At 58.3% G+C, this 18,698-nt stretch carries 19 protein-coding genes and 1 pseudogene; 10 read left to right on the top strand and 10 right to left on the bottom strand.

Translation table 11 applies throughout. The features are described from left to right. Nucleotides 1-11: 11 nt before the first annotated feature. From gpmA to modE, 6 genes are all read right to left on the bottom strand, one after another. Nucleotides 12-764, bottom strand: a complete 753-nt coding sequence (gene gpmA, locus ABIB18_RS02370; protein ID WP_089561134.1) for a 2,3-diphosphoglycerate-dependent phosphoglycerate mutase — start codon at nt 762-764, stop codon at nt 12-14. 151 nt (nt 765-915) lie between these two features. Further along, the gene (gene galM, locus ABIB18_RS02365; protein ID WP_031376835.1) at nt 916-1,950 is read right to left on the bottom strand and encodes a galactose-1-epimerase; all 1,035 of its coding nucleotides are present in this window, start codon (nt 1,948-1,950) and stop codon (nt 916-918) included. Beyond that, the gene (gene galK / locus ABIB18_RS02360; protein ID WP_354473590.1) at nt 1,944-3,092 is read right to left on the bottom strand and encodes a galactokinase; all 1,149 of its coding nucleotides are present in this window, start codon (nt 3,090-3,092) and stop codon (nt 1,944-1,946) included. The genes galM and galK overlap by 7 nt, the downstream gene beginning before the upstream one ends. After that, entirely contained in the window at nt 3,092-4,135 is a 1,044-nt protein-coding gene (gene galT / locus ABIB18_RS02355) for a galactose-1-phosphate uridylyltransferase (RefSeq protein ID WP_354473589.1), read from the bottom strand. The genes galK and galT overlap by 1 nt, the downstream gene beginning before the upstream one ends. A 225-nt stretch (nt 4,136-4,360) precedes the next feature. Further along, complete coding sequence (modF, locus tag ABIB18_RS02350; protein ID WP_069728047.1) at nt 4,361-5,833, bottom strand: molybdate ABC transporter ATP-binding protein ModF; 1,473 nt, start codon at nt 5,831-5,833, stop codon at nt 4,361-4,363. Nucleotides 5,834-5,909: 76 nt separating this feature from the next. After that, nucleotides 5,910-6,692 (bottom strand): molybdenum-dependent transcriptional regulator, encoded by a 783-nt coding sequence (modE, locus tag ABIB18_RS02345; protein WP_031376839.1) that lies wholly within the window; start codon nt 6,690-6,692, stop codon nt 5,910-5,912. Nucleotides 6,693-6,831: 139 nt separating this feature from the next. On the opposite strand from modE, the gene ABIB18_RS02340 reads away from it, so the two are divergent. The 4 genes from ABIB18_RS02340 (at nt 6,832) to modC (ending at nt 9,660) form a co-directional block, all read left to right on the top strand. Next, nucleotides 6,832-6,987, top strand: coding sequence for an AcrZ family multidrug efflux pump-associated protein (locus ABIB18_RS02340; protein ID WP_031376840.1), 156 nt, complete (start codon nt 6,832-6,834; stop codon nt 6,985-6,987). Between the two features lie 155 nt (nt 6,988-7,142). Continuing rightward, a complete protein-coding gene (gene modA, locus ABIB18_RS02335; RefSeq protein ID WP_354473588.1) occupies nt 7,143-7,916 on the top strand; it encodes a molybdate ABC transporter substrate-binding protein in 774 nt (257 codons plus the stop codon). Beyond that, nucleotides 7,913-8,602, top strand: a complete 690-nt coding sequence (gene modB / locus ABIB18_RS02330) for a molybdate ABC transporter permease subunit (RefSeq protein ID WP_031376842.1) — start codon at nt 7,913-7,915, stop codon at nt 8,600-8,602. The genes modA and modB overlap by 4 nt, the downstream gene beginning before the upstream one ends. Then, entirely contained in the window at nt 8,602-9,660 is a 1,059-nt protein-coding gene (gene modC, locus ABIB18_RS02325) for a molybdenum ABC transporter ATP-binding protein ModC (protein ID WP_031376843.1), read from the top strand. Before modB ends, modC begins: the two co-directional genes overlap by 1 nt. Nucleotides 9,661-10,115: 455 nt before the next feature. Here the strand turns inward: modC and ABIB18_RS02320 are convergent, their stop codons facing one another. Next, complete coding sequence (locus ABIB18_RS02320) at nt 10,116-10,661, bottom strand: hypothetical protein (protein ID WP_031376844.1); 546 nt, start codon at nt 10,659-10,661, stop codon at nt 10,116-10,118. A gap of 396 nt (nt 10,662-11,057) precedes the next feature. Here ABIB18_RS02320 and ABIB18_RS02315 point away from each other — a divergent pair. Next, nucleotides 11,058-11,150: pseudogene (locus ABIB18_RS02315) on the top strand (TOBE domain-containing protein); the annotation flags it as partial. On the opposite strand, the gene ABIB18_RS02310 reads toward ABIB18_RS02315, so the two are convergent. Then, nucleotides 11,151-11,969, bottom strand: a complete 819-nt coding sequence (locus ABIB18_RS02310; protein ID WP_069728050.1) for a pyridoxal phosphatase — start codon at nt 11,967-11,969, stop codon at nt 11,151-11,153. A gap of 151 nt (nt 11,970-12,120) precedes the next feature. Here ABIB18_RS02310 and pgl point away from each other — a divergent pair, with 151 nt between their 5' ends. After that, the gene (gene pgl / locus ABIB18_RS02305; RefSeq protein WP_031376859.1) at nt 12,121-13,116 is read left to right on the top strand and encodes a 6-phosphogluconolactonase; all 996 of its coding nucleotides are present in this window, start codon (nt 12,121-12,123) and stop codon (nt 13,114-13,116) included. Nucleotides 13,117-13,158: 42 nt separating this feature from the next. On the opposite strand, the gene ABIB18_RS02300 is transcribed toward pgl, so the two are convergent. Next, a complete protein-coding gene (locus ABIB18_RS02300) occupies nt 13,159-13,635 on the bottom strand; it encodes a kinase inhibitor (RefSeq protein WP_031376860.1) in 477 nt (158 codons plus the stop codon). Nucleotides 13,636-13,710: 75 nt separating this feature from the next. Continuing rightward, entirely contained in the window at nt 13,711-15,003 is a 1,293-nt protein-coding gene (gene bioA / locus ABIB18_RS02295) for an adenosylmethionine--8-amino-7-oxononanoate transaminase (protein WP_089561131.1), read from the bottom strand. 100 nt (nt 15,004-15,103) lie between these two features. On the opposite strand from bioA, the gene bioB reads away from it, so the two are divergent. Genes bioB through bioD form a run of 4 tightly spaced genes read left to right on the top strand, consistent with a single transcriptional unit; the run spans nt 15,104 to nt 18,693 of the window. Next, the gene (bioB, locus tag ABIB18_RS02290; protein ID WP_031376862.1) at nt 15,104-16,135 is read left to right on the top strand and encodes a biotin synthase BioB; all 1,032 of its coding nucleotides are present in this window, start codon (nt 15,104-15,106) and stop codon (nt 16,133-16,135) included. Further along, nucleotides 16,135-17,286: an 8-amino-7-oxononanoate synthase gene (gene bioF / locus ABIB18_RS02285; protein ID WP_354473587.1), complete on the top strand. Its 1,152-nt coding sequence runs from the start codon at nt 16,135-16,137 to the stop codon at nt 17,284-17,286. Before bioB ends, bioF begins: the two co-directional genes overlap by 1 nt. After that, nucleotides 17,270-18,025, top strand: a complete 756-nt coding sequence (bioC, locus tag ABIB18_RS02280; RefSeq protein ID WP_046288445.1) for a malonyl-ACP O-methyltransferase BioC — start codon at nt 17,270-17,272, stop codon at nt 18,023-18,025. The genes bioF and bioC overlap by 17 nt, the downstream gene beginning before the upstream one ends. Then, nucleotides 18,022-18,693: a dethiobiotin synthase gene (gene bioD, locus ABIB18_RS02275; protein ID WP_046288444.1), complete on the top strand. Its 672-nt coding sequence runs from the start codon at nt 18,022-18,024 to the stop codon at nt 18,691-18,693. Before bioC ends, bioD begins: the two co-directional genes overlap by 4 nt. The last annotated feature ends 5 nt before the right edge of the window (nt 18,694-18,698 follow it).

Here is an 18,698-nt window from a genome sequence, read left to right as displayed (position 1 = left end):
TTAGCGCAAAATTATTTGGCTTTACCCTGGTTAGCGACGGCCGCGGCTTTCGCTGCGATCTCGTCGGCATCACCCAGGTAGTAACGTTTCAGCGGTTTGAAGTTTTCATCGAACTCATACACCAGCGGCACGCCGGTTGGGATGTTCAGTTCGAGGATCTCATCTTCGCTCAGGTTATCCAGATATTTTACCAGCGCACGCAGTGAGTTACCGTGGGCGGCGATAATCACTTTCTCACCGCTTTTGATGCGCGGCAGAATGGTGTCATTCCAGTAAGGGATCACGCGATCGATGGTCAGCGCCAGGCTCTCAGTGGTCGGCAGCTGCTCAGGGGTCAGTGACGCATAGCGTGGATCGTGGCCAGGGAAACGCTCATCCGAACGGTCCAGTTCTGGTGGAGTAACGGCAAAGCCGCGACGCCACTGCTTAACCTGCTCATCACCATACTTGGCGGCGGTTTCTGCTTTATCCAGACCCTGCAGCGCACCGTAGTGACGCTCGTTCAGACGCCAGGTTTTTTCGACCGGCAGCCAGGCCTGATCCAGCTCATCCAGCACGTTCCACAGGGTGTGGATAGCACGCTTCAGTACTGAGGTGTAAGCAAAATCAAAAACAAAGCCTTCTTTCTTCAGCAGTTGACCCGCTGATTTGGCTTCGCCACGACCTTTTTCAGAAAGGTCAACATCATACCAACCGGTAAAGCGGTTTTCGTTGTTCCACTGGCTTTCGCCGTGTCGCACCAGAACCAGCTTAGTTACAGCCATAGCTTAACTCCTTAATACTGTGATGTTTCTGTGAGAATGGAAACCTGCTGCTGCCAGCCCGTTCAACGAGCCAATTGCGCCATACCATAACGGAAAAGCGCGCAGCGCGTAAGCCTGTCGGTAACGCACTGCGCGTTTTTCAGCCGGTGACTCAGCGCGGCGTGAAGCGATAACGCGTCACCGATTCCCAGCGATCTCCCGGCTGCAGCCAGCAATCGGCCTGCGGCCATTCAGCATGATTAGGCGAGTCCGGCAAAAACTCGCTCTCCAGCGCAATGCCCTGAAAAGCAGTATAGCTCTCCTGCTCACGAGCACGGGTGCCTGCCAGATAGTTAGCCGAATAGAACTGCAACGCCGGTGCCGAGGTGGTGACACTGAGCTGCAGTTTGCCATCTTCTGACCAGAGTTCTGCCGCGGGCTGACTGGCGTCCCCGGCGCTGTTCAGCAGGAACGCGTGGTCATAACCCTTCACCGCACGCTGATCATCGTCGGCGAGGAAATCCTGCGCCACTGGTTTGGCCTGACGAAAATCGAAACTGGTGCCCGCCACCGCTTTCAGCGGCGCATTCGGAATACCCTCGCTGTCGACCGGCAGATAACTGTCGGCGTGCAGTTGTAAGCGATGCTGACGCGCGTCGCCATGATGCGCATCAAGGTTAAAGTAAGCATGGTTGGTCAGGTTGACCGGACAGGCCTGATCGCAGCGCGCTTCATACTGAATGCTCAGGCAGTTATCGTCATCCAGCTGATAGCGTAGATCGGCAATCAGGTTGCCCGGATAGCCCTGGTCGCCATCGGGCGAATCCAGCCGATAGTGCACCTCGGTTTCCGACTGACTGACGATCTGCCAGCGGCGCTTATCAAAACCTTGCGGGCCACCGTGCAGCTGATGCGGGCCCTGATTAGCCGCCAGCTGCCGGTTAAGTTTATTCAGCTTCGCACCGGCGATACGGTTGGCGTAGCGTCCGACCGTGGCACCCAGATAGGCATCCTGATGCAGGTAATCTGACGGCGTGGCGCAGCCGAGCAGCGCCTCACGCACCGTGCCATCCTGCATCGGAACACGGGCCGACAGCCAGGTTGCGCCCCAGTCCATAAATGTCACCAGCATGCCGTTCGCATTACGCAACACGGTGATGCGCCACGGCTGGCCGTCCGGCGCGTGAGAATTGACGTCGTTTAACATGGGCCGGCTCCCGCTGAGGCTTTACAGACGTAGAAGGTCTCTTTGATGCCGGTCTGCGCTTCATACTGCTCCGCCACCGCAGCTTTCACCTGATCGACCAGATCGAGCGGCATCAGCGCCACGATACAGCCGCCAAAGCCGCCGCCGGTCATGCGCACGCCGCCGCGCTCGCCGATTTGGGCTTTAACAATCTCCACCAGCGTATCGATCGGTGGAACGGTGATCTCAAAATCATCACGCATTGAGGCGTGAGATTCCGCCATCAGCTGGCCCATACGCGTCAGGTCACCGCGGGTCAGCGCTTCTGCTGCTTCCAGCGTGCGGGCATTTTCCGTCAGCACGTGACGAACGCGCTTCGCTACCTGCGGATCGAGTTGCGACTGCGCCGCCTCAAATTCAGCCAGTTCAACGTCACGCAGCGCAGGCTTGTTGAAGAAGCGCGCGCCGGTTTCACACTGCTGGCGGCGGGTGTTGTACTCGCTGCCGACCAGGGTACGGCGGAAGTTAGAGTTGATGATCACTACCGCAATGTCTTCCGGCATCGAGACCGGACGGGTACCCAGCGTGCGGCAATCGAGCAGCATGGCGTGATCTTTCTGACCGAGCGCCGAAATCAGCTGGTCCATGATGCCGCAGTTACAGCCGACGAACTGGTTCTCAGCTTCCTGACCGTTGACCGCAATTGCCGCGCCGTCCAGCGGCAGATGGTAGAGCTGCTGCACCACGGTGCCGACCGCCACTTCCAGCGAGGCAGAGGAACTCAGGCCTGCGCCCTGCGGCACATTGCCACTGATCACCATATCGATACCGCCGAAATCGGCGTGGCGCTGTTGCAGGTGTTTCACCACGCCGCGCACATAGTTGGCCCACATCGGCTGCTCAAGGCTGACGATCTCTTCATCCAGCGAGAAGCTGTCTTCGGCATTGTCGTAATCGACCGCGACGACCCGAATCTGACGATCGTCACGACGGGCGCAGGCGATTACGGTCTGATAGTCGATGGCGCACGGCAGCACAAAGCCATCGTTGTAGTCGGTATGTTCGCCAATCAGATTAACGCGACCCGGAGCCTGAATGGTGTGGGTAGGCGCATAGCTGAAGGTCTCAGAGAAGACCTGCTGCGTGATGGTTTTTAAGCTCATTATTGTGCCTCACGGAAGTGAACGTCGCTGACAGAACGCAGACGTTCCGCCGCCTGTTCCGCCGTTAAATCGCGTTGGGTTTCGGCCAGCATTTCATAGCCAACCATGAATTTACGCACCGTTGCTGAACGCAGCAGCGGCGGATAGAAGTGTGCATGCAACTGCCAGTGATCGTTGGCTTCGCCGTTGAACGGCGCGCCGTGCCAGCCCATCGAGTAGGGGAAAGAGCACTGGAACAGATTGTCGTAGCGGCTGGTCAGCAGCTTGATCGCTTTCGCCAGATCGCTGCGCTGCGCCTGATTAAGATCGGTCAGGCGTTTAATATGCGCTTTGGGCAGCAGCAGGGTTTCGAACGGCCACGCCGCCCACCACGGCACCACGGCCAGCCAGTGATCGGTCTCGACCACGGTGCGACTGCCATCCTGCTGTTCACGCGCGAGATAATCGACCAGCATCGGCGAACCGTGTCGGTCAAAGTAAGCACGCTGATGGTCGTCTTCGCGCTGTGCTTCATTGGGCAGGAAGCTGTTGGCCCAAATCTGACCGTGCGGATGTGGGTTAGAACAGCCCATCGCCGCGCCTTTGTTTTCAAACACCTGCACCCACGGGTAGTGCTGACCCAGATCGGCCGTCTGCTGCTGCCAGGTGCGAACCACTTCTTCCAGCACGCTCAGCGACATCTCCGGCAGGGTTTTACTGTGATCCGGTGAAAAGCAGATCACCCGACTGGTGCCGCGTGCGCTTTCACAGCGCATCAGCAGATCGTCGCTCTCTGGCGCGTCTGGCGTGTCGGTCATCAGCGCAGCAAAGTCATTGGTAAAGACATAAGTGCCGGTATAGTCAGGGTTTTTGTCGCCGGTAATGCGGGTATTGCCGGCACACAGGAAGCAGTCAGGATCGTGCGCCGGTAAGGTATTAACCGCCGGCGTCTCCTGCGCGCCTTGCCATGGGCGTTTGGCACGATGAGGTGAAACTAAAATCCATTGATCAATCAGTGGATTGTAACGGCGATGCGGGTGATCGACCGGGTTAAATTTTTCCATGTTGAATCCTGGTAAGCGTCAAAAGCCAGAAAGGCATCGGTAAAAAGTAGCACATCAGCGCGCCCGAAAGCGTGATCAAGTCTGGATAAATGGTATCGTTTACACAAGCTGAATATTCTCATTTAGTGGCATTGTGTCGGTAGGGCTGGCAGAAAAGGGCGAAGGGAATGGTAGCGGTTACACCTGAAGGCAAAGCAGACGCCGGCTGACCGGCGTCTGGCGGGATTACCCGAGCTGTTGCTGCTGGTAGTGGTAACGGCCGTCGCTGGCAACAAAGCTCAGACGGTGCGTGATGCACTGCGGCGCATCCTCGGCGTGGTGCGAAACAAACAGCAGCTGAGTACGGCCTTCGCCGATCAGCACATCGACAAAGCGCCGCACCAGCTGGCGGTTGATCGGATCAAGTCCCTGCAGCGGCTCATCAAGAATCAGCAGCGTCGGGTGTTTCACCAGCGCGCGGGCAATTAACACCAGCCGCTGCTGTCCCCAGGAGAGGCTATGGAAGGGGGCATCGGCCTGCGCAGGGGTCATGCCGAGCAGCGCCAGCCACTGCCGGGCCAGCGACTTCTGTCGGTCAGACGCTGGCTGATAGAGACCAATCGAATCGAAGAAGCCTGACAGGATCACCGTAAGCACATTGACGCTGACGCGATAGTCGAGATGCAGGCTGCTGCTGACATAGCCGATATGCTGCTTGATCTCCCAGATGGTTTCACCGCTGCCGCGCCGGCGGCCAAACAGCGTCAGATCGTTGCTGTAGCCTTGCGGATGGTCACCGGTCACCAGGCTGAGCAGGGTTGATTTGCCCGCCCCGTTCGGACCGATAATCTGCCAGTGCTCGCCGGCATTCACCTGCCAGCTAAGACCGTCGATCACCGGCCGATCGTGATAAGAGACGACGCCGTTGCGCAGTATCACGCGCGGCGCATCATCGGCCAGCGACGGCAGCTGGTCCGGCGCATCGGCTTCCGGCAGCGCCATGCCCAGCAGTTGTTCACTGTGCGCCAGCTGCGCCACCAGCGCTTCGGCTAAAATCGCCTGCCGTGGGCCAATATGGGTCAGGGTACACTCTGCCAGCACCCCGATTTGCTGAATATAGTCAGGGATATCATCAAACCGGTTGAGCACCAGCACCAGGGTAAATTCGGGCTGCTGCAGGCTGCGTAAGGTTTCGGTCAGGCTGGCGCGTGACGCCACATCCAGCCCGTCAAACGGCTCATCCAGAATCAACAGATCCGGCTGCTGCATCAGCGCCTGACAGAGCAGAGTCTTGCGGCTTTCGCCGGTAGAGAGGTATTTAAAGCGGCGCGACAGCAGGTGATCGATGCCGAACTGGCTGGCCAGTTGCTCACAGCGTGCGGGCTGCTGCACCTCCGCCTGAATCACCTCTGCCACGGTCAGGCCGGTATCCTCTTCACCTTCGCTGAGCAGGTCAGTGTTGTTGCGCTGCCACTCATCGGCCACCAGCTTTTGCAACTGCTCAAGCGACAGCCGCGTCGGACGCTGAAAATCACTGCTGACCGAGCCGGCAAGCGGCGCAAGTTCGCCGGAGAGGGCGCGGGCCAGCGACGACTTGCCGCTACCGTTGGCACCGACAAAAGCCCAGCTTTCGCCACGCTGAAGCTCAACCTGATTCAGGGTCAGGACCCGGGTATCGCTAAGACGAAACGTGCCTTGCGAAATCTGCAATGAAGCCATGATCTGTTCCATTTTTTGCATCGTGTTACTGAGTTGTAACCACTGGACGCGATGAAGTCAAATCAGGCGGGGTAAATCACAATAAGGTCGCGACGATCGCCTGGTCAGCATTAAAACTGGCGATCACCACGTCGCCCGGCTGCAGCGCCTGCTGGTGTATCGCGTCGTTGCTCAGGGTGGCGCACAGGGTTTCACCGCTGGGCAACTGCATTAACAGTTCGCTGAACGTCTCGCCGGGTTCTATCGCGCTGACGGTGGCGGCCAGCTGATTATCGTGGTCTGCGGCGTCACGGCGCACCTGAATCCATGGCGCTTTGATTAACACCAGCACCTCTTTGCCGGCGGCCAGCTGCAGCCGATCGGCGCTGCGCTGCGTCAGCGCGACCTTAAGCTGGGTCACCCCGTCAGCCAGTAGCACCTGCAGGTGTTGCAGTACCGGCTGCGAATCGTTACTGATCACCGTACCAAACAGCTGGTTGCGGGCGCTGGTCTGTAAAGAAAAGCGGGCGATGGCGGCCAGCAGGCTGTCGAGCGGCAGAGCGTCCTGCTGCAGCGCATCAAACGCTTTTTGCTGGATCTGCTCCATCAGGTGAAACAGCTGAATCAGTCGCTCGCCGTATCGCGTCAGGGTGGCACCGCCGCCGCCTTTGCCGCCGGTCGCGCGCGCCACCAGCGTCTCATCAGCCAGCTGGTTCATCTCATTGATCGCATCCCAGGCGCTTTTGTAACTGATGCCCGCCAGCTTTGCGCCCTGACTGATAGAGCCGGTTTGCTGTACCCGTTTCAGCAGTTCGATACGACGTGGATCGGCAAACAGTTTTTGCTGTAAACGAATATGGAGGGAAAGTTCGGCTTGCATGGCGACTCCGGCAAAGGGTTAAGGCGTATCTGCGCGATGATAGCGGCGTTTCGGGGCCAAAGTAAAAGCACGAAAAGGGCTGCGCAAATTTTTGCTGACCCGTTACAATCACTTTTTTGTTCACAGAGTGAGACGCTCCATGCTGGAATTACTTAAAAGCCTCGCCGTGGCTATCATTATGGTCCCTATCGTGATGGCAATCATGCTGGGTCTGATCTATGGCCTGGGTGAAGTCTTTAACGTCATCTCAAAATTTGGCCATCGCGAAAAATCGTCAGCCCGTTCGCATAACTAATCCCCCCGACCACGCTCGCTAATCAGGCGGGCGTGGTGCTTTCTGCCGCTGCGCAAACTTCTGCTCATCCTTCTGCTAAAACTGCCGATAATTTTCTGACACTGCCGGAAAGGGCGTTGTATCATTCGCTACACAACGAATAACCGGAGAACATCATGTCTTTAACACACTATCGCTGGGGAATAGCTGCGCTGGTCACAGCTTCCCTGGCAGGCCAGGCGGTGGCAGCGGATAAAATTACGGTCTTTGCGGCGGCGTCACTGACCAACGCTCTGCAGGAAATCGGCAGCCGTTATCAGCATGAAAAAGGGGTGACGGTAGTCGCTTCGTTCGCTTCTTCCTCGACGCTGGCACGGCAGATTGAGCAGGGCGCACCGGCCGACCTGTTTATCTCCGCCGATCAGCAGTGGATGGATGAGGCGGTGGCGAAAAAAAGCGTCATCGACCGCAGCCGTTATACCCTGCTGGGTAACGATTTGGTGCTGGTCGCGCCGCGCAGCGCATCGGCAAAGCGGGTCGAACTGAACCCGCAGACTGACTGGAAAACGCTGCTGCACGGTGAACGTCTGGCGGTTGGCGATCCGGATCATGTCCCGGCCGGCATTTACGCCAAAGAGGCGCTACAGAAGCTGGGCGCCTGGCAGACGGTTGAACCGTCGCTGGCTCCGGCAAATAATGTGCGGGCCGCGCTGGCGCTGGTGGAGCGCAACGAAACGCCGTATGGCATTGTTTACGGTTCAGATGCGGTCGCCAGTGAGCGGGTGCAGGTGGTGGGACGGTTCCCGGCCTCCAGCCACAAACCGGTGGAATATCCGATGGCGATCGTTAAAGATCGCGATAATGCCGCCGTTAACGCTTTTTATGATTACCTGAAAGGGCCGCAAGCGGCGGTCGTGTTTAAACATTACGGATTCACATCAACCAAATGATACTCAGCGATCCCGAATGGCAGGCGGTTCTGCTTAGCCTGAAAGTCTCTGGCATTGCCGTAGCTGGCAGTCTGCCTTTCGGCATCCTGATGGCCTGGATTCTGGTGCGCTGCCGCTTTCCTGGCAAAGCGCTGCTCGACAGCCTGATTCATCTGCCGCTGGTGCTGCCGCCGGTGGTGGTCGGCTATCTGCTGCTGATCGGCCTGGGACGGCGCGGCATCATCGGTGAAAAGCTCTACGACTGGTTCGGCTTCAGCTTCGCTTTTAGCTGGCGCGGCGCGGCGCTGGCGTCGGCGGTGATCGCGTTTCCGCTGATGGTGCGCGCCATCCGGCTGGCGCTGGAGGCGGTTGATATCCGGCTGGAACAGGCCGCCCGCACTCTGGGGGCGGGTCGCTGGCGGGTATTCTTCACCATTACGCTGCCGCTGACTCTGCCGGGCGTGATCGTCGGTACCGTGCTGGCCTTCGCCCGCTCGCTGGGGGAGTTCGGTGCCACCATTACCTTTGTTTCTAATATTCCCGGCGAGACGCGCACCATTCCGCTGGCAATGTACAGCCTGATTGAAACGCCCGGTGCGGAAGGCGCAGCCGCCCGGCTGTGTGTGATTGCCATTGTGCTGGCGCTGGCGTCGCTGCTGGCGTCAGAATGGCTGGCCCGTCTCGGTCGTAAGCGAATGGGGGCCTGATGCTGTCACTCAATTTTGTCCAGCAACAGGGCGATCATCAGCTGGCGATCGACCTGCAGATACCGGCCAAAGGGATCACCGCTATTTTCGGCGTCTCCGGTGCCGGTAAAACCTCGCTGATCAACGCCATCAGTGGACTGACGCAGCCACAGCGTGGCCGGATTCAGTTGCACGATCGTCTGCTGTTTGACGCAGAGCAGCAGATTTCCCTGCCGCCGGAAAAGCGTCGGATTGGCTATGTCTTTCAGGATGCCCGGCTGTTCCCGCACTATCGGGTGCGCGGCAACCTGCAATATGGCATGGCGCCTGAGATGAAAACCCAGTTCGATACCCTGGTCTCCCTGCTGGGTCTTGAAGGATTGTTGTCGCGTTTTCCGCTGTCGCTGTCGGGCGGGGAAAAGCAGCGGGTGGCCATTGGCCGGGCATTACTGACCGCGCCGGATATGCTGTTGCTGGATGAGCCGCTGGCCTCGCTGGATTTACCGCGCAAACGCGAGCTGATGCCTTACCTGCAAAAGCTGGCGAAGCAGGTGGATATCCCGATGCTCTATGTTTCGCACAGCCTTGAGGAGATCCTGCATCTGGCGGATAACGTGCTGGTGCTGGATAGCGGTAAAGTCAAAGCGTTTGGTCCGCTGGAGCGGGTCTGGAGCAGCAGCGCGATGCGGCCGTGGCTGCCGGTCAGTGAGCTGAGCAGCGTGCTGCGGGTACAGGTGCTGGAGCAGCATCCCGACTATCCAATGACCGCGCTGTCGCTGGGTGACCAGCACATCTGGGTCAGCCGGGTTAATCAGCCGCTTAAAACGCCACTGCGGATCCGTATTGCTTCGGCCGATGTCTCGCTGGCGCTGCAACCGCCGCACAACACCTCTATCCGCAATATCCTGCCTGCGCAGGTGGTGGAGCTGGTGGAGGTCGGGGATCAGGTGGAAGTGAAGCTACGCATCGGCATCAGTGAACTGTGGGCGCGCATTACGCCGTGGGCGCGTGATGAGCTGGGCATTCGGCCGGATCAGTGGCTCTATGCCCAGATTAAAAGCGTCTCGGTCACGCCCTGATGACTAAAGGTCCTGATTATGCGTTATTTTTTAATGAAATTATTTAATGGGTCTCTTTTTTTCTGCCTTGTTTCGAATGTTTTATTGAGTAGGCTTCTGACACCTCTGAACAGAGAGCGTGGGTTCTTGCTTTCGTCACTGGTTGTCGTGAAGAGAAGAAGTGGAAAGCCGACATCAATAATCTGATGAGTATTGATATTCAATTCCCTGTCAGGAAGGGCGATATCTCCCAGAAGTTTAAGCAAAATTAAAATGTGAAGCCTGTTGGTGGCCCTGAACCGTTACCAGAGGGATTCTGCAACACTTTCTGTGGTTCAGGGCAACGCCCTATAAAATGGCTTTCACCGTGCTTCTGTTTAGCTGGCCTGGATGACATCACTATGCATCAATCAAAGAAGCGTTTGATTCGGGTGGCAGAGCAGCGTGGTCAATAGCGCTATATGTTCCAGAATCGGCTATAACTTCAATCCATGTTCTTTGCAGTATTTAACACTATATACTTCTGATAAAAGATTTTCGACTTCAGGTACGGTCAGTGCAAATACGGCATCACGGAAGAAATATCCAAAATGACGCACGACTAAAAATACTGGCTCTTGTGTTTTCAGATCATTCTCTTCACCGTATTCCAGAATATCGTTGTAACGTCCACCAATGACCTTTTGCTTTGTTTCCTGACGCTGAATAAAGGGTTGTTTAGACCACTCCAGAAATTCATAAAAGGGGGCGGTGTTTTCCGTGATTCGACTATCTGTATAGATAAAGGGAAGCGCAACATAGTCGTAGCCCAGATCAACGACAAATTGTACAAAGGAGAGGTCGTCCGGAACTTTCATGGGGTAAACTTTAGGTGCGTAGGGAGCAACGATTGAGCCATCCAGGAAAGAATAATAATGCACATCACTGGCATAGCGGGTTAAATGACCAACCTGTAACGATGTACAACCCGTGAGCATCAATGATAATAAAAGCAGAGCCTTGTTAAATATTTTTTTAAACATATCTCATACCTACAGATAAATAAGGGTTATCGGCAGGTGAAAGATAAGCTTTAGCGTTGTTTGATTGAAAATGGTGAGCGGCCTGATATCAAATAGCTTTATATCACTCTTATGGCAGCACTGTTTTTTTGATATCTTTTTCGTCATCAATGCTGGAGTCAGCTTTAATGATTGTTTATGTCATATTGGTTTATATCAATGCCAGGTTTTGAAAAGTTAAGAATGAATAATAAAGTGCAGCGCTCATTTTATAAAAGATTAAAAAAGGCTTTGATGTATACAGACCCTCCTCAGAGTCATGTTGCGTTATCTATTGTTTTATCCCTGCGTTAAAATTTGCTTTTTGCTTCTCAACGCATTAAATGAAACAGACCCTCTTCATCGGGTCAATGCCGGGCGCGCATTACGCCGTGGGCGCGTGATGAACTGGGCATTCGGCCGGATCAGTGGCTCTATGCCCAGATTAAAAGCGTCTCGGTCACGCCCTGATTACAGCACGTACTGATAGAGCGTCTCAGCAATGCCGGTTTCGAGGTTGGTGCCGATCACTTTTTTGGCGCGCGCTTTAATCGCCTCATCGGCATTGCCCATCGCCACACCCAGACCGGCGGTTTCCAGCATGCTGAGGTCGTTGTAGTTATCCCCGAATGCGATCACATCTGACATGCTCAGTCCCAGCGAGTCGACCCACTGCGCCAGCCGCTTGCCTTTGCTGTTGCCGCCTTTAGCGATATCGACCTGATCGTGCCACGACCATTCGCAGGCCAGGCCCAGTTCCGCCTCGACCCGGCTGGCAAACTGCTGCAACTCAGGAATGTTGGGATGCGACAGGGCGAATTTCCAGATGGCGCCCGCTTCGCGCGCTGCGTCGGCTAAATCAGGCACCTGTCTGAACAGCGGACGCTGGTGCGGTGGCAGCGATTCGGCCCAGTTGAGGGTGCGGGTAACATGGCCGGTCGGGGTCTGATACAGCATGGCATCATCGACATACAGCAGCCCATGAATCCCCTGCTGATCCAGCATCTCAATCACCTTCAGCGCCAGTTGGCTATCAAGCGGATCGGCCGCCAGCACCTTTTTGTTCTGATAATCATACAAATAGGTACCGTTACAGCAGATAGCTGGCGTATCGAGTTCTAACGCCTGATAAAAAGGATGGATGGCGCAGTGATGGCGTCCGGTCACGATAGCGACGTGAATGCCCGCCTGACGCGCCTTCTTCAGCGCCTCGACCGACTGCGGCAGAATGGTTTTTGCGGGTGTTAACAGCGTGCCGTCGAGATCGAGGGCAATGACACGGTAGCTCATTAATCCTTCCGTTGGGGTAGGTTAGCGAAGCCTCAAGTCTACACCTGACTGCCCTTGTGAGACAAAAAACCGGGCACAAATGATTCCAGCATGGCTAAAACGCGCTACAGTGACTCACAGATCATCATCAGGCAGCCAAAAAGGAGAATGCATGAAACAAGTTGTCTACACCGCCAGTCCCGAGAGCCAGCAGATCCATGTCTGGCAGATGAATGAAGAGGGTGCGCTGACGTTGCTTCAGGTGACCGATGTCGCTGGCCAGGTTCAGCCAATGGTGGTGAGTCCGAACCGCGATTTTCTCTATGTCGGCGTGCGCCCCAATTTTCGCGTGCTGGCGTTTCGCATCGCGGCTGATGGCACCCTGACCGAAGCCGGACAGGCGCCGCTGCCCGGCAGCCCGACCCATATCTCCACCGATCGCAGCGGTAAATTCCTGTTCTGCGGCTCCTACAATGACGCCTGCGTCAGCGTCAGCCCGATTGGTGAGGATGGCGTGCCACAGGCACCGCTGCAGGTGATCCACGGGCTGGAAGGGTGCCACTCAGCCAATATTGATAACCACAATCAGACGCTCTACGTGCCGGCCCTGAAGCAGGACCGCATTTGCCTGTTTGCGCTAGGCGATGATGGCCAGCTGACGCCGCGTCCGCAGGCGCAGGTCACCACCGTCGAAGGCGCCGGTCCGCGCCACATGCAGTTCCATCCGAACGGACGTTACGCCTACTGTGTGAATGAACTCGACAGCACGGTCGACGTCTGGGCGTTAAATGAGGGCAACGTGGCAAGCGTGCAGACGCTGGATATGATGCCACCTGATTTCAGCGGTACCCGCTGGGCAGCAGATATTCATCTGACGCCGGATGGCCGTTTCCTCTACGCCTGTGACCGCACCAGCAGCACGCTGGCGGTGTTCAGCGTCAGCGAACAGGGTGACCAGCTGACTCTGCAAGGTTTCCAGCCGACCGAGACCCAGCCGCGCGGCTTTAATATCGATCACAGCGGGCAGTATCTGGTGGCGGCGGGGCAGAAGTCTCATCACATCGAGGTCTATCGCATTACGGAACCGCAAGGGCTGTTACAACCGCTGGGACGTTATGCGGTTGGACAGGGACCGATGTGGGTTGTTGTGCATCAGCTGCAGGCATAACGCAGTTTCGCACGCCTCCCCGGACGGGGAGGCGTGGCGGGATTACTGATAGTTCACGGTCAGTGACGCGCTCGCCAGCGCGTGAAAATGGACGTTAAAGCCAACCATTGCGCCACTCGCGCCCTCATCCACCTCAATCTTTTCCACATCCAGCGCATGCACGGTGAAAATGTAGCGATGGGTTTCGCCCTGCGGCGGTGCCGCGCCGCCATAGCCAGCCTGACCAAAATCAGTGCGGGTCTGTAGCGCTCCTGATGGCAGTTCGGCTTTGCCGGAACCCGCGCCCTGCGGCAGAGAGGTAGTGCTGGCCGGAATATTGGCAACCAGCCAGTGCCACCAGCCGGAGCCGGTTGGCGCGTCGGGATCGTAGCAGGTCACCACAAAACTTTTGGTGCCTTCCGGGGCCGCTTCCCAGGCCAGATGGGGAGAGATGTTCTCGCCCTGATAGCCCATGCCGTTGAAAACATGCTTCTCAGGCATCTTATCGCCGTCGTTAAAATCCTGACTATAAACGCGCATTGCCTCTCCTCACGTGTCGATGAATAGCCTGTCATCATAACCAAACGCGCAGGCAGTTCCAGCGCTTAGCCCGCTTCAGTCGGCAAAATGTGAAGAATGCTCAAGCGCTGCCCCAATCGCCTGCACCAGTTTGCTCAGCGCCTGCGGCGTGATGATGTACGGCGGCATCAGATAGATCAGCCGGCCAAACGGGCGGATCCACACGCCCTGCTCGACGAAGAACTGCTGCAGCGCCGCCATGTTGACCGCCTGATGGGTCTCGACCACGCCAATCGCGCCCAGCACCCGCACATCCGCTACCTGCGGCGCACTGCGCAGCGGCAACAGCTCCGCCCGCAACTGCTGTTCGATAGCGGCCACCTGACCTTGCCACTCGCCTTCAGCCAGCATCGTCAGGCTTTCGACCGCCACCGCGCAGGCCAGCGGATTGCCCATAAAGGTCGGGCCGTGCATAAAACAGCCGGCCGGACTGCGGCTGATGGTGTCCGCCACCTCACGGGTGGTCAGGGTGGCCGCCAGCGTCAGGGTCCCGCCGGTCAGCGCTTTGCCAACGCACATAATATCGGGCGTGATAGCGGCATGTTCACAGGCAAACAGTTTGCCGGTGCGGCCAAAGCCGCTGGCGATCTCATCGGCAATCAGTAACAGGCCGTAGCGATCGCACGCTTCACGCACCCGCTGCAGATAGCGCGGATGGTAGAAACGCATCCCGCCTGCGCCCTGAACTATTGGCTCCAGAATCACCGCGGCCAGCTGCTGATGATGTTGCTCCAGCAGGCGGGCAAAATCGTCGAAGTCGCGCTCATCCCATCGGTCGTCAAAACCACAGGCCGGAGCCTCGGCAAAGTGATGTTCAGGCAGGTAACCGCGCCACAGGCTGTGCATCGAATTATCCGGATCGCACACCGACATCGCCGCAAACGTATCGCCGTGATAGCCGCGTTTCAGCGTCAGGAATTGCTGACGGACCTCTCCGCGCCCCAGCCAGTATTGCAGCGCCATCTTCATCGACACTTCCACTGCGACCGAGCCGGAATCGGCGAGGAATACGCACTCCAGCGCCGCGGGCGTCATGGTCAGTAGCTGACGGCAGAGCGCCACGGCAGCGGGATGGGTTATGCCGCCAAACATCACGTGGGACATCTGCGTCATCTGCTGGGTCAACGCCCGGTTCAGTCGCGGATGGTTATAGCCGTGGATCGCCGCCCACCACGAGGACATGCCGTCGACCAGCTCACGGCCATCGGCCAGTTGCAGCTGGAAACCGTGTGCGGCAACCACCGGGTAACAGGGCAGGGGGTCCTGCATTGAGGTGTAGGGATGCCAGATGTGCTGGCGATCAAAGCGGGCGTCTTCAGGCGTGAACATGGGCATCGTAAACCGGAGTTGTAAACCAAAATAAAAAAATATAGTTTACAAGTATAACCACGTTAATCGTCGGGATGACACCCTTTTTTTGGAGCACGCAATGGCACAACGCTGGACAGTCGCACAGGCACAGGCCCTGTTTGATCAACCTTTTCTTGAACTGATGTTTGAAGCGCAGCGGGTGCACCGTCAGCACTTCGATCCGCGCCAGGTGCAGGTCAGCACCCTGTTGTCGATCAAAACCGGTGCCTGCCCGGAAGACTGCAAATACTGCCCGCAGAGTGCGCGCTACAAAACCGGTCTGGAATCGGAACGTCTGATGGAGGTCGAAGAGGTACTGGCCTCGGCCCGGCAGGCCAAAGCGGCCGGATCGAGTCGTTTCTGCATGGGCGCCGCCTGGAAAAACCCGCATGACCGCGACATGCCTTACCTGGAAAAAATGGTTGAAGGGGTCAAGGCGATGGGGATGGAAACCTGTATGACGCTGGGTACGCTCAGCGACCAGCAGGCGCAGCGACTGGCTGGCGCGGGCCTCGATTTTTATAACCACAACCTCGATACCTCGCCGGAATTTTACGGCAGTATCATCACCACCCGCAGCTATCAGGAACGGCTTGATACGCTGGGCAAAGTGCGTGACGCCGGCATTAAAGTCTGCTCTGGCGGCATTGTCGGATTGGGGGAAACGGTCAACGATCGCGCCGGACTGCTGGTGCAGTTAGCCAATCTGCCGACGCCGCCGGAAAGCGTGCCGATCAACATGCTGGTGAAGGTCAAAGGGACGCCGCTGGCGGATAACGATGACGTGGAGCCGTTCGATTTTATCCGCACCATCGCGGTGGCGCGCATCATGATGCCGACCTCGCACGTCCGGCTGTCGGCGGGCCGTGAGCAGATGAGCGAGCAGACCCAGGCGATGTGCTTTATGGCCGGTGCTAACTCGATTTTCTACGGCTGCAAACTGCTGACTACGCCGAACCCGGAAGAGGATAAAGATCGGGTGCTGTTCCGTAAGCTGGGCCTGAATCCGCAGCACAGCCATACCGACCACGGCGATCAGCAACAGCAGCAGCAGCTCAGCGAGCAGCTGATGCACGCTGACACTGAACAGTTCTATAACGCGGCGCTGTAATGAGCTGGCAGCAACGACTGCAGCAGGCGCTCGTGCAGCGGCGGGCGGCCGATGGCTGGCGGCAGCGACCGGTGATCGATCACCAGACCACCCGCACGTTGCAGAGTGGCGGACGGACCTATCGCCATTTTTCCAGCAACGACTACCTCGGTTTAACGCAGCATCCGGCGGTGATTGCCGGCTGGCAGCGCGGCGCAGAGCAGGCGGGAGCCGGGGCCGGTGCATCCGGTCACGTCACCGGTTATCACCGGCAGCATGCGGAGCTGGAAGCGCAGCTGGCTGACTGGCTCGGCTATGACCGGGCGCTGCTGTTTATCTCTGGTTTTGCGGCGAACCAGGCGGTGATCCATCTGCTGGCAGAGGCTGACGATCGCATCCTGGCGGATAAGTTAACCCACGCTTCGCTGCTGGATGCCGCCAGCCACAGTCCGGCGCAGCTGCGCCGTTTCACGCACAACAGTCCGGCGAGTCTGGCGGCGCGGCTGTCCTCGCCCTGCAGCGGTGAAACGCTGGTGGTAACCGAAGGCATTTTCAGCATGGATGGCGACAGTGCGCCGCTGGCGGCGATAGCGATCCAGACCCGGCAGACCGGGGCCTGGCTGCTGGTAGACGATGCGCACGGTATCGGTGTGGTGGGCGAGCAGGGGCGCGGCAGCTGCTGGCAGCAGGGAATCAAGCCTGAGTTGTTGGTGGTCACCTTTGGCAAAGCCTTTGGCGTCAGCGGAGCCGCGCTGCTGTGCGACGCACAAACCGCCGACTATTTCCTGCAGTTCAGCCGTCATCTGATCTACTCGACCGCCATGCCCGCCGCCCAGGCGTCGGCGCTGCAGGCGTCCCTCGGCCAGGTCCGGCAGGGCGATGAGTTGCGTCAGCGGTTGCAGCAAAATATTCAGCGCTTCCGGCGCGGCGCGGCTACGCTGCCCTGGCAACTGATGGATTCCGCCAGCGCGATTCAGCCATTAATTGTTGGCGGCAATGCGGAAGCGATGGCGCTCTCAGCCCGGCTGGCGGACGCTGGCTGCTGGGTCAGTGCGATCCGGCCGCCAACCGTCCCGCCAGGCACCGCCCGGCTGCGTATTACCCTGACGGCGGCGCATCAGCCGGACGACATCGACATTCTGCTGGAGGCGCTGCATGACGCTGCAGGTTGATAAGCGCGCCGTGGCGCGGGCCTTTGGCCGGGCGGCCGGGCATTATGATGCACATGCTGCCCTGCAGCGGCTGAGCGGTGACGCGCTGCTGGCTCGCGCCCCCGCGCACAGTGGTCCGCAGCTGCTCGATGCCGGTTGCGGCACCGGCTGGTACAGCAAGCAATGGCGGGCGCGTGGTAAGCAGGTGACGGCACTGGATCTTTCACCGCAGATGCTGCAACAGGCGCGCGCCAATGATGCGGCGCAGCACTACCTGGCCGGGGATATCGATGCTCTGCCGCTGGCGGATGCCGGTTTTGATCTGGTATGGAGCAACCTGGCGGTGCAGTGGAGCGACGATCTGTCGCAGGCGCTGAGCCAGTTCAGACGGGTGCTACGTCCCGACGGCACGCTGCTGTTCTCGACCCTGAGCGCCGGTTCATTGCAGGAAGTGCATCAGGCCTGGTCGTATCTTGACGAACATCCTCACGCCAACCGGTTTCTCAGCGAACAGCAGATCGCGTCAGCCTGCGCAGCCCACCGGCTGAGCTGTGAGTCAGCGCTGATTACCCTGCATTTTCCCGATGCGCTCAGCGCTATGCGTTCCCTGAAAGGGATTGGCGCCACTCATCTGCATCAGGGGCGTGACGGTCCGCTGCTGACCCGGCAACGGCTGGCACAGCTGGAAGCGCACTGGCCGCGCGATCGGCACGGTTTCCGCCTCAGTTATCATTTAATCTATGGAGTAAGTTCATCATGAAGCGCTGGTTTATCACCGGCACCGACACCGAAGTCGGTAAAACGGTCGCCAGTGGCGCGCTGTTACAGGCGGCCCGGGCCGCGGGTTATCGCTGCGCCGGCTACAAGCCTGTCGCCTCCGGCTGTGAGATGACAGCGCAGGGGCTGCGCAACAGTGACGCGCTGGCGCTGCAGCGTTACAGCAGCGTGCCGTTAGACTATCAGCAGGTCAATCCGCTGGCGTTCCTCGAACCCACGTCGCCGCACATCGTCAGTGCCGAAGAGGGCAGGCCGATCACTTCGCTGACCATGTCATCGGGACTGGCGGCGCTGGAGCCGCTGGCTGACTGGATTCTGGTCGAAGGGGCGGGCGGCTGGTACACCCCGTTATCCGCCACGCACACCTACGCCGACTGGGTCAGCAGTGAACAGCTGCCGGTCATTTTAGTGGTTGGCGTCAAGCTGGGCTGCATCAATCACGCCATGCTGACCGCGGATGCGGTACGGGCGCGTGGGCTGCGACTGGCTGGCTGGATCGCCAACACCGTAGTGCCGCCCGGTAACCGTTATCAGGAATATCTCACCAGCCTGCAGCAGCGACTGCCCGCGCCCTGTCTCGGCACCATTCCGTATCTGACCGAAGCGGCGCAGCAGGACAGCTGCGGCCAGTATCTGACCTTACCGGACTAACAAAC

The sequence above is a fragment of the Pantoea sp. UYEF8 genome, assembly GCF_040546285.1.
Classification (GTDB): domain Bacteria; phylum Pseudomonadota; class Gammaproteobacteria; order Enterobacterales; family Enterobacteriaceae; genus Pantoea; species Pantoea brenneri.
Note: the sequence above shows the minus strand (reverse complement) of the source record. Positions and strands in the feature narration are given on the sequence as shown.

Bases quoted from the DNA above. Each gene is read 5' to 3' on its own strand.
- modA (WP_354473588.1), top strand. From the start codon at position 7,143: ATGTCTTTAACACACTATCGCTGGGGAATAGCTGCGCTGGTCACAGCT.
- bioA (WP_089561131.1), bottom strand. From the start codon at position 15,003: ATGTTCACGCCTGAAGACGCCCGCTTTGATCGCCAGCACATCTGGCAT.
- ABIB18_RS02340 (WP_031376840.1), top strand. From the start codon at position 6,832: ATGCTGGAATTACTTAAAAGCCTCGCCGTGGCTATCATTATGGTCCCT.
- galM (WP_031376835.1), bottom strand. From the start codon at position 1,950: ATGTTAAACGACGTCAATTCTCACGCGCCGGACGGCCAGCCGTGGCGC.
- ABIB18_RS02320 (WP_031376844.1), bottom strand. From the start codon at position 10,661: ATGTTTAAAAAAATATTTAACAAGGCTCTGCTTTTATTATCATTGATG.
- modC (WP_031376843.1), top strand. From the start codon at position 8,602: ATGCTGTCACTCAATTTTGTCCAGCAACAGGGCGATCATCAGCTGGCG.
- bioB (WP_031376862.1), top strand. From the start codon at position 15,104: ATGGCACAACGCTGGACAGTCGCACAGGCACAGGCCCTGTTTGATCAA.
- bioF (WP_354473587.1), top strand. From the start codon at position 16,135: ATGAGCTGGCAGCAACGACTGCAGCAGGCGCTCGTGCAGCGGCGGGCG.
- modF (WP_069728047.1), bottom strand. From the start codon at position 5,833: ATGGCTTCATTGCAGATTTCGCAAGGCACGTTTCGTCTTAGCGATACC.
- galK (WP_354473590.1), bottom strand. From the start codon at position 3,092: ATGAGCTTAAAAACCATCACGCAGCAGGTCTTCTCTGAGACCTTCAGC.
- ABIB18_RS02300 (WP_031376860.1), bottom strand. From the start codon at position 13,635: ATGCGCGTTTATAGTCAGGATTTTAACGACGGCGATAAGATGCCTGAG.
- modB (WP_031376842.1), top strand. From the start codon at position 7,913: ATGATACTCAGCGATCCCGAATGGCAGGCGGTTCTGCTTAGCCTGAAA.
- bioC (WP_046288445.1), top strand. From the start codon at position 17,270: ATGACGCTGCAGGTTGATAAGCGCGCCGTGGCGCGGGCCTTTGGCCGG.
- gpmA (WP_089561134.1), bottom strand. From the start codon at position 764: ATGGCTGTAACTAAGCTGGTTCTGGTGCGACACGGCGAAAGCCAGTGG.
- galT (WP_354473589.1), bottom strand. From the start codon at position 4,135: ATGGAAAAATTTAACCCGGTCGATCACCCGCATCGCCGTTACAATCCA.
- pgl (WP_031376859.1), top strand. From the start codon at position 12,121: ATGAAACAAGTTGTCTACACCGCCAGTCCCGAGAGCCAGCAGATCCAT.
- modE (WP_031376839.1), bottom strand. From the start codon at position 6,692: ATGCAAGCCGAACTTTCCCTCCATATTCGTTTACAGCAAAAACTGTTT.
- ABIB18_RS02310 (WP_069728050.1), bottom strand. From the start codon at position 11,969: ATGAGCTACCGTGTCATTGCCCTCGATCTCGACGGCACGCTGTTAACA.
- bioD (WP_046288444.1), top strand. From the start codon at position 18,022: ATGAAGCGCTGGTTTATCACCGGCACCGACACCGAAGTCGGTAAAACG.